Genomic DNA, 9,206 nt, shown 5'->3' on the forward strand with positions numbered 1-9,206 from the left:
CTGCTCGCGAATGACATCACCGTGGTTGATCTGATAAACCGCAGTGTGGCTTTCGCGAGCAGGCTCGCTCCCACAGGGGTCGGCGTTGGATGATCTAACAAGGATATTTGCATGGGCTCAGGCTTCTTCTCTTCCTGGACATTCTGGGCCCTGCTCTCGGCGACATTCGCCGCGCTGACGGCGATCTTTGCCAAGATCGGCATCGAAAACGTCAATTCCGACTTCGCCACTCTGCTGCGCACCATCGTGGTACTGGTCAGCCTGGCCTTGATTTTGTACGCGACGGGCCAATATCAGTCCTTGGGATCAATTTCCGCCAAGAGCTACCTGTTCCTGCTGTTGTCCGGCCTGGGTACCGGCGCGTCGTGGCTGTGCTATTTCCGCGCGCTGAAAGTCGGCCCGGCTTCGCTGGTCGCGCCAGTGGACAAGCTCAGCGTGGTGCTGGTGGCGGTGCTCGGCGTGATCCTGCTGGGCGAGAAGCTCGACCTGCGCCAATGGGGCGGCATCGGCCTGATCACGGCCGGTGTGGTGATGCTGGCGCTACGTCGTTAAGCGATTTCTCGCTGAACCTATCCCTTTTTCCTACAGACAAAAGTACATGGCCTTATTGCTTCGACGGAGCTGAACGTAACCTGTCAGGCAAAAGCCCGAAACACTCTCTCGCTAGCCAGTAACACTTCAGCTGTGCAACATGGCGCGCGTGTCTCCACAAACGGGAATTCCCTTTATGAAACGTTTTCTTAGCATCGCCATGGCGTTGTGCATCGGCCTGACGATGAGCCTCGACGCCAACGCCAAGCGCTTTGGTGGTGGCAAAAGTGCCGGCGCTGCGCCGACGCACCAGACCAGCCAGATGGCTCCTTCTTCCCCAGGCATGGGCGGCGCAGCAGCGACCGCTGGTGCAGCCGGCGCTGCCGGTGCCGCGGCCAAGGCTGGCGGCGCTTCGAAATGGCTCGGCCCTCTGGCCGGTATCGCCGCCGGTGGCCTGCTCGCGTCCATGTTCATGGGCGGCGGCTTCCAGGGCATGCAGATCTTCGACATCCTGATCATGGCCGTGATCGCGTTCGTGATCTTCCGCTTCATCGCCGCTCGTCGACGCAAGCAGCAGGAGCACCTGGCTCCGGCCGGCGCGCCGATGCAGCGTGAAGTATTCGAACAGAAGCCTGCTGCCATGGGTTCGATCTTCGGTGGTTCGGCTGCTCCGGCTGCCGCTCGTCCGGTGATCAACGTGCCAGCCTGGTTCAACGAACAGCGCTTCCTTGAAGCCGCGCGCAGCCACTTCCAGTCGCTGCAGCAGCACTGGGACGCCAACGAAATGGACAAGATCGCCGAGTTCGTGACCCCGCAGATGCTCGAGTTCCTCAAGCGTGAGCGTGCGGATCTGGGCGATGGCTTCCAGTCGACCTACATCGACAACCTGCAAGTGCAGCTGGACGGCGTGGATGATCGCGCCGACAAGACCATCGCCACCCTGACCTTCAGCGGCGTGTCGAAGACCTCGCGTTTCGACCAGGGCGAAGTGTTCAGCGAAAGCTGGAACATGGAACGTCCACAGGGCGAGAACCAGCCTTGGCTGGTGGCCGGTATCCGCCAGAACGGCTGATCCCCACCGCGTTACGCATGTGGTAATAAAAACCCCGGCTCAGGCCGGGGTTTTCTATTTCGCGGTTGCATCTATAGCGAGCTACTGTATAAACCGGCCCATATAAACCGCGCCATTCAAGCAAGAGGATCCCGGACGTGGAAGAAATCATCGAACAACTGCGCGAAGCCAACGAACCCGTACCGGTTCCCCTGGAGCTGCCCGACGAAGACCAGTTGGTGGAGATCGAAGAAGAACTCTTCATCAACATCCCGTTCGTCTTCAAAGAGTTTCTGCTGACCGTCAGCGATGTTGTGTATGGCAGCCTCGAGCCGGTGACCGTCACCGACCCGCAATCGCACACCTACTTGCCGGATGTCGCGGCCAACGCCTGGGACGCTGGCGTACCGCGCGACCTGATCCCGATCTGCCAGGACGGCGACAACTACTACTGCGTCGAAGAAGACGGCACCGTGGTGCTGTGGTCCGGCGAAGAAGAGCTGATCACCGAAGAGTCCTGGGAATCGGTGTGGCACTGGGCGCGGGACGTCTGGCTGGAAAGCTGATTCACCAGACGCCCCGGGCGGTCAGTGCCCCGACGACTCCTTGTGATTGTCGAGGGTTTCCAGCAAAGCCACCTGCATCCGCGTGTGCACGCGGATGAACCAGCGCCAGAGCAGCGCCGCCACGGCGGCCGCCACCACGGCGACCAGCACCAGCAACTTGTTGGTCGGCAGGATACTGGCCGACAAGGCTGCCAACAGCAGGAAGATCACCAGCAGCGAGATGATCGGGATCACTTCGGAGATCACCCGCCGCACTCGCTGCGTGTGCCGCCCGGCCATCTCCGGCTTCACGCCCATCTCCGCCAGCAGCATCGACAGCGCCTTGAGCTTGCGATACGCGGCGATCAGAAACGGCAGCGACAGCAGCAGCGCCCCGCCCCAGATCAACGCCTTCTGCCAGCTCGGATCAGCGACCCAGTCCTGCATCCACTCCGACAGCCGTCCGGCAAAGAACGCACCGCTGAAGAAGATCGCGATCACCAGCGCCAGGTTGACCCCGACTTGCAACAGAATCCGCCGGATCATCGCCGCCAGCATCGCGCCCTCGCCTTGCGGCTGAATGCTGCGCAGCCACTCGCCGTACATGCCGAATACTCGGCCCAGACGCTTGGGTACCGCCGCAGAGAGTTTGATCGACAGCGGATCGGCCGCGCGGATCAGGTACGGCGTCAGCAGCGTGGTGATCACCGACACCGCCACCGCGACGGGATAAAGAAAGTTGCTGGTGACCTGCAGCGTCATCCCGAGCGCGGCGATGATGAAGGAAAATTCGCCAATCTGTGACAGCCCCATCCCGACCCGCAGTGAGGTGCGTCCGTCATTGCCGGCGATAAACGCCCCGAGGCCACAGGACAACATCTTGCCGAGTACCACCGCCACGGTGATTACCGCGATCGGCCACGCGTATTGCAGCAGGATCATCGGATCGAGCATCAGGCCGATGGCGACGAAGAAGATTGCACTGAACAGGTCGCGAACCGGTTCGATCAGGCGCTCGATCTTCAGCAACTGCCGCGACTCGGCCATGATCGCGCCGATCAGGAAGGCGCCGAGCACCATGCTGTATTCGAGCTTGACCACCAGCAGGCAGAAGCCGAAACACAGGCCGAGCACGGTGATCAGCAGCATCTCGTTACTTTCGAATTTGGCGACATAAGCCAACAGACGCGGCACCAGCAGAATGCCGATCACCAGCGCGACGATCATGAACAACGACAGTTTGCCAACCGTGGAAAACACTTCGCCCGAACTGACCGTGCCGCTGACCGCGATGCTCGACAGCAAGGCGATGATGCCGATGCCGAGGATGTCCTCGACGATCAACACGCCGAAGATCAACTGGGCGAAGCGCTCGTTCTTCATCTTCAGGTCGTTGAGCGCCTTGACGATGATGGTGGTCGAGGAGATGGCGAGGATTGCGCCGAGAAACAGCGAATCCATGGTGTTCCAGTCGAACCAGCGGCCGATTTCATAGCCGATCCAGATCATCAGGACAATTTCGAGGAACGCCGCGATAAACGCCGTGGCCCCGACCTTGAACAACTTGCGCAGGCTGAACTCCAGCCCGAGGCAGAACATCAGGAAAATCACCCCCAGCTCGGCGAGGGTCTTGATGGTTTCTTCGTCGTGGATCAGTCCGAACGGCGGTGTGTGCGGGCCGATGATGAAACCGGCGACGATGTAGCCGAGCACCACCGGCTGCTTGAAGCGGTGAAACAGCACGGTGACCACACCTGCGACCAACATGATCACTGCCAGGTCCTGAATAAAGCTGATGGCATGCATGGTGTGGGCTCCTTGTATGACGTGACCCGCCGTGAGACTTCAGAAAGCTCTGAGCGAGTTGGGTAAAAATCCGCTTTTTGTGTAGGAATTGCCCTTGGGCAGGGCCTTTTGCAGGTTAACACCGCGACTTCCGGCTGAAAGGCGGTGCAATATAAGGAAACAGATCGGTCGCGGCGTGACGGCAGCCAGCCGTCTGGCGTCCCGATAACGGTGCTTTTGAAAAAGCCACCAGGCACCCGCAGAGGTGCGTCCAGCCATCCAGCCTTGATCCGTGAGAACGTTATGGAACCCGGAAACGCCCAACTGTCGATGACGGTATTGATGACCCCCGACATGGCCAACTTCTCTGGCAATGTCCACGGCGGTACCCTGCTGAAATACCTCGACGAAGTGGCCTACGCCTGCGCGAGCCGCTATGCCGGCCGCTACGTGGTGACGCTGTCGGTGGATCAGGTGATTTTCCGCGAGCCGATCCATGTCGGCGAACTGGTGACCTTCCTCGCGTCGGTCAACTACACCGGCAATACTTCTATGGAAGTCGGCATCAAAGTAGTGACCGAGAACATCCGCGAGCGCTCGGTACGCCACACCAACAGCTGCTTCTTCACCATGGTTGCGGTGGATGACCAGCGCAAACCGGCCGCCGTACCGCCGCTGCAACCGCAGAACAGTGAAGACAAGCGTCGTTATATGCAGGCGCAGCAGCGTCGGCAGATTCGTCAGGAGCTGGAGAAGCGTTATCAGGAGATCAAGGGCGACGCTTAAAGCAAAAGATCGCAGCCTGCGGCAAGCTCCTACAGAGAATTAATGTTCACCCTGTAAGAGCTGCCGCAGGCTGCGATCTTTTGAACAATAACGCGATTACAGACTGATCGCCGTCGCCTCGAATTTCACCCGCGGATGCGCGATCCGATCCTGCGCCCGCACCAGTTGCAGCTCGTAACTGGCACACGCCTGGGTCTCCAGCAGCACTTCATGCACCGCCGCTGCTGTGAACTCGAACGCCGCCACCAGGCTGTCGCCCAGCAGCACCCGCGCGAGGAACAGCCCGGACGTCAGATCGCCCACGCCCACCGGCTGACGCGGAAACGCCAGCAGCGGACGGCGCAAGTGCCAGCTTTCATCAGCGGTCACCAACAACATCTCGAAACCATCCGCCGGCTTGCCCGGATAATCCAGATGCTTGACCAGCACCGCTTTCGGCCCGCGCGCCAGCAGCGCCCGGGCCATCGCCAGGCAATCGAACAACGACTGCGGCTTGCGCCCGGAGAAGCTGTCCAGTTCCAACTGGTTCGGACACATGATGTCCGCCACCGCCGCGGCTTCTTCCAGCAGAAAGTCGCTGACTTCGGCCGGCACGCTGCAGCCTTTCTCCGGATGGCCCATCACCGGGTCACACAGATACAACGCCTTCGGATTGACCGATTTGATGCGCTCGACACCACGGAGAATCGCCCGGCCCTGCGCGGCGCTGCCCAGATAACCGGAGAGTACAGCGTCGCAGTTGCCCAGCTCGCCAATGGCGGCAATGCCGTCGACCAGTTCGGGGATCTGCTGCGGCGCCAGCACTTCACCGGCCCATTGGCCGTACTGGGTATGGTTGGAGAACTGCACGGTGTTGAGCGGCCAGACGTTCACCCCGACCCGCTGCATCGGAAAAACCGCAGCGCTGTTGCCGGCGTGGCCGAAGACCACATGGGACTGAATGGCGAGCAGATGAGGCGTACGTTTCATTCGGGTTATTCCGTAAAACGATTGAAATTCAAGCCGCGCAGTATGCGACGAAACACAGCCTGTACGACAGACCGGCGACGCAGTTAAGCTGGACCAATCTTTTGGAGTTTCTTGTTGATGCTGACCCTCGAAAACATCTTCGTGCTGATGCTGTTCGCCGCTGCCGGCGCATGGCTTTGGCACAACCACGGCTTGCGCGAGCGGGCGCTGGAGCGGGTCAAGCAGCATTGCATCAACGTCGGCGTCGAACTGCTGGACGGTAACGTCGCGTTGAAAAAAATCGGCTTGATCAAGGATGCCAGCGGCCGGCGGCGCCTGGCCCGGGTCTATAACTTCGAGTTCACCGTGACCGGCGAAACCCGGCACAACGGCACCATCACCCAGTTTGGTGCGCACAGCGCTCAGATTGAACTGGCTCCATACCCGGCGCCGTTCGACGACACGCCACCGGTGGTTGAGGTTACCCGCCCACGGGCCGAAGTGATCGAGCTGAGCCAGTGGCGTCAGGAACACAATAAGTGGAAGCCGTAAGCTAATCCGCTTGAACTCGACATTGCGTCAGGCCTGCCTGCAAATCAGTGACATTGTGCGCGTCGGCAAAAATCAGCTCGATACGCGAATCCCGGCGCCACTCACTGGGCTGCCAATCCAGTTCAGCGTTATCCACGGCATTGCCCGAGATCCAGCCCTCGGCGCTATGGATAACCAGTTTCGCCCGCCGCCAGTTCAGGCTCTGCAGCCATTGGCTCAGACGTTGCGTATCGAACCTCTGTCCCGGGTGCCAACGCCAGCCGATGCTCCAACCGCCCTCTTGTGCCTGACTCAGGCAGATCGGCGATGCCGGGTCGCTCCAGAGCGCCGGAATCGGTCCCGCCCCCTGCGGCACAACAAGGTTATCCACACCCGCCAGTGCTTGCGCCGTCACACCCGGCAACTCGCGTAAAGACAGTTGCGCCTGCTGCGTCCAGATCAATTTGACCGCCGGCAAACGCTCGGCGATGGTCTGCCGCACAGCCTCATCCAGACCTTCTGTCTTGTTCAGCAACAGCAGACCGGCGCTGCCCAAAGCGTCCTGCTGAGCGGGTGGCAACGCTTTCCCGGCTGCCAGTGCCTGGGCATCCAGCACTGACACACAGGGCTGCAGCGCCAGTACACCCAACCACGGCGTCTCACCCAACTGCTTGAGCAATTGCGCCGGATGGCCCAGTCCGGACGGCTCGATGAACAGCCGATCCGGTCTGGCCTTGCGCAGCAAACGACCGAGGCCGATTTGAAACGGCGCACCGTTCACGCAACAAAGGCACCCTCCGGCGACTTCGCCCAGTGCGATACCATCGTCGTCGCGGGTCAGCAATGCGGCATCGAGGCCGATCTGACCGAACTCGTTGATCAGCACCGCCCAGCGCTCGCCTTCCGGCCGTTGGGCCATGAGCTGGCGAATCAGACTGGTCTTGCCGGCGCCCAAAGGGCCGGCGATGACATGGGTAGGAATGTTCTGCAACATGACTGGGCGTTTTCTGAGGGGATTGGACATGCGTTGGATGGGATGGTCGTTGCTGTTGATGTTGCTGTCGAGCGAAGCCTTGGCTCAAGCCTGCGTTGTGCACAGTCAGGGCGAACGACTCGACGTCAAGGTTTGCCAGCAAAACCGCAGTATTCCCGAGAAGCTGTTCAGCGACGGGTTCTGCCAACCGACCCTGGCCGGGCAGAAAGTCGAGGTGCAGTACGTCGATCAATGCCCGAGCGGCGCGTTCGGCGTGTGCAGCAACGCGCAAGTCGCCAATATGCCCTATCGCCAGGATATCCACTATTACGGCGTGGCTTCAGACATGGCGTATTTGAAGCCGTATTGCGAAGGCCAGAGCCAGGGTAAATGGCTCAAGCCTTGAGCCATCAACCGAGCCAGTCGAGCGTCAGCAGCAGCCGTCGTTCACCCGCTGGCAGTTGCGGAGAACGATGGATCAGACCGAAGCCTTCGTTGCCGTGCCATTTCTCGCCTTTCAATAGCGCCACGTCGCCACTCTGCAGTTGCTGGATATTCGCCATGTCGTTTGGCTCAGCGTTCGCCTGGCCCAATTGCTCACGGTCCATCACGCCCTCCTCTAGCCACTGACTGCCGATTCCGCCATACGTGGTGATCAGGCGCACCGGCACATGATCGACGTGGAAACGCGGACACATGGCCTTGTCCAGCACCCGCAGGCGCAAGCCGATACGCCGTGCACCCAGCAGGCAGGCGAAGGCACTGACCAGCCATCTCAGATCAGCGACAAAGCCTTCGTAGCCTTCCAGGTCACGGAGCCCGGCGGCCAGTCCACTGAGATCAGGCTCGCCGTCTTCATCCGGCAATTCGAGGCAGAGCGACTGCGCCAGTGGCTCGTTGAGCGACAGCAACAACGCTGCGAAATCGGCGATGTGCAGCGGCAGTTGGCGCTGCCAGACCGCAAGATTGACGTCGTCTTCGAGGATTCGAGTCAGCGTTTTCGGCGTCGCCCCCTGATGCTGATGACGTACTCGATTCTGCTGCAGCTTGAGCGCAAGCATCAGGCGGCCTCATCGTGCCAAGGGCCGAAAGGGTCCGGCAGCGTGCGCCAACTGTCTACGCCATCGGCCATTTCTTCGTCAGTCAGCAGGCAGGCATCGAGCTCCGACTTGAGCTGTACGAAATCGATGTTCTGGCCAATGAATACCAGCTCCTGACGACAATCTCCGACACTCGGCGTCCAGTTTTCCATGATTGCTGCGGTACTGTCCTGATCCTGCGGCCATTGGTTTTTCGGCACGAAACGCCACCAGCGTCCAGCGAAACCGTGGCGCATCAGGCCGCCTGCCTGCGACCAGCTTCCTGCGTCGGAGGGTTTGCTGGCCAACCAGAAAAAGCCCTTGGAGCGCAGTAATTTGCCGTTCGTCCATGGACGGTCAATGAAGCTGTAAAAACGCTGCGGATGGAACGGGCGGCGTGCGCGATAAGCCGTGGAAGCAATGCCGTACTCGGTGGTTTCCGGCACATGCTCACCGCGCAATTCCTGCAACCAGCCCGGGGCTTGGGCGGCTTTGGCAAAATCGAATCGGCGCGTGTTGAGGATCTTCTCCAGCGGCACCTCGCCCATCACCATCGGGATGATTTCCGCCTGGGCATTGAGGCGCTTGAGAATTGCCGTGAGTTCGTCACGCGCCTGGCGGCTGATGAGGTCGATCTTGCTGATCAGCAGTACGTCGGCAAACTCGATTTGTTCGATCAACAGGTCGGTGATCGAGCGTTCATCTTCGTCGCCCAAAGTCTCGCCGCGGGACGCGAGGCTCTCGGCAGCCTGATAGTCGAGGAGAAAGTTCACGCCATCGACTACCGTGACCATGGTGTCGAGTCGAGCAACGTCGGCGAGGCTCTGACCCTGCTCATCGCGGAAGGTGAAGGTTTCGGCGACCGGCAGCGGCTCGGAAATACCGGTGGATTCGATGAGCAGATAATCGAAACGGCCTTCGCGAGCAAGTTTGCTGACCTCTTCCAACAAGTCCTCGCGTAACGTACAGCAGATACA

Annotated in this window: 11 protein-coding genes; 6 read left to right on the forward strand and 5 right to left on the reverse strand. The window is 60.4% G+C overall.

The window, feature by feature from the left end; translation table 11 throughout:
• Positions 1–111: 111 nt before the first annotated feature.
• The 3 genes from HT737_RS15285 (at position 112) to HT737_RS15295 (ending at position 2,148) form a co-directional block, all read left to right on the forward strand.
• Positions 112–552 (forward strand): EamA family transporter, encoded by a 441-nt coding sequence (locus HT737_RS15285; protein WP_027610340.1) that lies wholly within the window; start codon positions 112–114, stop codon positions 550–552.
• A 175-nt stretch (positions 553–727) separates the two neighbouring features.
• Entirely contained in the window at positions 728–1,603 is an 876-nt protein-coding gene (locus HT737_RS15290; protein WP_182403115.1) for a Tim44 domain-containing protein, read from the forward strand.
• A 137-nt stretch (positions 1,604–1,740) separates the two neighbouring features.
• Complete coding sequence (locus tag HT737_RS15295) at positions 1,741–2,148, forward strand: SMI1/KNR4 family protein (protein ID WP_024164487.1); 408 nt, start codon at positions 1,741–1,743, stop codon at positions 2,146–2,148.
• Positions 2,149–2,169: 21 nt separating this feature from the next.
• Here the strand turns inward: HT737_RS15295 and HT737_RS15300 are convergent, their stop codons facing one another.
• Entirely contained in the window at positions 2,170–3,933 is a 1,764-nt protein-coding gene (locus HT737_RS15300; RefSeq protein ID WP_095667967.1) for a cation:proton antiporter, read from the reverse strand.
• 282 nt (positions 3,934–4,215) lie between these two features.
• Here HT737_RS15300 and HT737_RS15305 point away from each other — a divergent pair, with 282 nt between their 5' ends.
• Positions 4,216–4,698, forward strand: a complete 483-nt coding sequence (locus tag HT737_RS15305; RefSeq protein WP_003229693.1) for an acyl-CoA thioesterase — start codon at positions 4,216–4,218, stop codon at positions 4,696–4,698.
• Positions 4,699–4,794: 96 nt separating this feature from the next.
• Here HT737_RS15305 and pdxY read toward each other — a convergent pair whose 3' ends face one another.
• Positions 4,795–5,667, reverse strand: a complete 873-nt coding sequence (pdxY, locus tag HT737_RS15310) for a pyridoxal kinase PdxY (RefSeq protein WP_047297339.1) — start codon at positions 5,665–5,667, stop codon at positions 4,795–4,797.
• A 117-nt stretch (positions 5,668–5,784) separates the two neighbouring features.
• Between pdxY and HT737_RS15315 the strand changes: the two genes are divergently transcribed.
• Positions 5,785–6,198, forward strand: coding sequence for a DUF3301 domain-containing protein (locus HT737_RS15315; RefSeq protein ID WP_025112628.1), 414 nt, complete (start codon positions 5,785–5,787; stop codon positions 6,196–6,198).
• 1 nt (position 6,199) lies between these two features.
• Here the strand turns inward: HT737_RS15315 and HT737_RS15320 are convergent, their stop codons facing one another.
• A complete protein-coding gene (locus tag HT737_RS15320) occupies positions 6,200–7,171 on the reverse strand; it encodes a GTP-binding protein (RefSeq protein ID WP_182403117.1) in 972 nt (323 codons plus the stop codon).
• 28 nt (positions 7,172–7,199) lie between these two features.
• Here HT737_RS15320 and HT737_RS15325 point away from each other — a divergent pair, with 28 nt between their 5' ends.
• Positions 7,200–7,556, forward strand: coding sequence for a hypothetical protein (locus HT737_RS15325; RefSeq protein ID WP_047297341.1), 357 nt, complete (start codon positions 7,200–7,202; stop codon positions 7,554–7,556).
• A 4-nt stretch (positions 7,557–7,560) separates the two neighbouring features.
• Here the strand turns inward: HT737_RS15325 and HT737_RS15330 are convergent, their stop codons facing one another.
• Together HT737_RS15330 and HT737_RS15335 are read right to left on the reverse strand one after the other, a co-directional pair.
• On the reverse strand, positions 7,561–8,211 hold the full coding sequence (locus HT737_RS15330) for a DUF1826 domain-containing protein (RefSeq protein ID WP_182403119.1): 651 nt from the start codon (positions 8,209–8,211) through the stop codon (positions 7,561–7,563).
• On the reverse strand, positions 8,211–9,206 hold a 996-nt coding region (locus tag HT737_RS15335; protein WP_182403122.1), incomplete at its 5' end, for a GTP-binding protein. The genes HT737_RS15335 and HT737_RS15330, both read right to left, overlap by 1 nt.

The sequence above is a fragment of the Pseudomonas sp. MD195_PC81_125 genome, from assembly GCF_014060985.1.
In the GTDB taxonomy this organism is placed as follows: Bacteria; Pseudomonadota; Gammaproteobacteria; order Pseudomonadales; family Pseudomonadaceae; genus Aquipseudomonas; species Aquipseudomonas parakoreensis.

Excerpts from the sequence above, each read along its gene's own strand:
- HT737_RS15290 (WP_182403115.1), top strand. The coding sequence starts at position 728 with ATGAAACGTTTTCTTAGCATCGCCATGGCGTTGTGCATCGGCCTGACG.
- HT737_RS15305 (WP_003229693.1), top strand. The coding sequence starts at position 4,216 with ATGGAACCCGGAAACGCCCAACTGTCGATGACGGTATTGATGACCCCC.
- pdxY (WP_047297339.1), bottom strand. The coding sequence starts at position 5,667 with ATGAAACGTACGCCTCATCTGCTCGCCATTCAGTCCCATGTGGTCTTC.
- HT737_RS15330 (WP_182403119.1), bottom strand. The coding sequence starts at position 8,211 with ATGCTTGCGCTCAAGCTGCAGCAGAATCGAGTACGTCATCAGCATCAG.
- HT737_RS15325 (WP_047297341.1), top strand. The coding sequence starts at position 7,200 with ATGCGTTGGATGGGATGGTCGTTGCTGTTGATGTTGCTGTCGAGCGAA.
- HT737_RS15315 (WP_025112628.1), top strand. The coding sequence starts at position 5,785 with ATGCTGACCCTCGAAAACATCTTCGTGCTGATGCTGTTCGCCGCTGCC.
- HT737_RS15320 (WP_182403117.1), bottom strand. The coding sequence starts at position 7,171 with ATGTTGCAGAACATTCCTACCCATGTCATCGCCGGCCCTTTGGGCGCC.
- HT737_RS15300 (WP_095667967.1), bottom strand. The coding sequence starts at position 3,933 with ATGCATGCCATCAGCTTTATTCAGGACCTGGCAGTGATCATGTTGGTC.
- HT737_RS15285 (WP_027610340.1), top strand. The coding sequence starts at position 112 with ATGGGCTCAGGCTTCTTCTCTTCCTGGACATTCTGGGCCCTGCTCTCG.